The sequence below is a fragment of the Paenibacillus sp. Y859 genome, assembly GCF_056786405.1.
In genome coordinates this window covers 1-517 of record NZ_JBXCIZ010000052.1, presented here as the reverse complement: position 1 = coordinate 517, position 517 = coordinate 1, and the positions used below count along the sequence as shown (strand labels likewise).

Genomic DNA, 517 nt, shown 5'->3' with positions numbered 1-517 from the left:
TGCCAAACCACATATAAATAATAGTTTGTTCGAGGAGGATAAATTTGAACCATATTGGACAGGGTAGGACGGCTGACATTTTCGAATACAAAGAAGATAAAATCATAAAACTTTATAAGAAGGATTTTCCCGAGGATGCTATAAATCAGGAATTTCTTATCAGTAACTTCGCTTATTCTCTTGGTATTAATACTCCCCAACCGTTCGAATTAACTTACCTAAACGATAGGCATGGTATTGTATTTCAACGTATATCAGGATTTTCTTTACTCAAAATTATGACTAAAAGGCCTTGGTCAATCAATAAACATTCAAGGACATTAGCGACATTACATTCTGAATTGCATACTCATGATGTGGTCGGAGTACTTAGAAAACAGAAGATAGTACTAAGTGGAAACATAAAGGTTACTCCACTCCTTACAGAAGAAGAGAAAGAAAAAATAATTAATTACTTAGAAAATCTACCTGACGATAATAAGCTGTGTCACGGTGATTTTCATCCAGATAATGTGCT

At 34.0% G+C, this 517-nt stretch carries 1 pseudogene; it reads left to right on the top strand.

Annotation, left to right across the window (positions count from 1 at the left end):
- Positions 1-44 precede the first annotated feature (44 nt).
- A pseudogene (locus tag AC1TO8_RS23890) lies at positions 45-517 on the top strand (phosphotransferase); the annotation flags it as partial.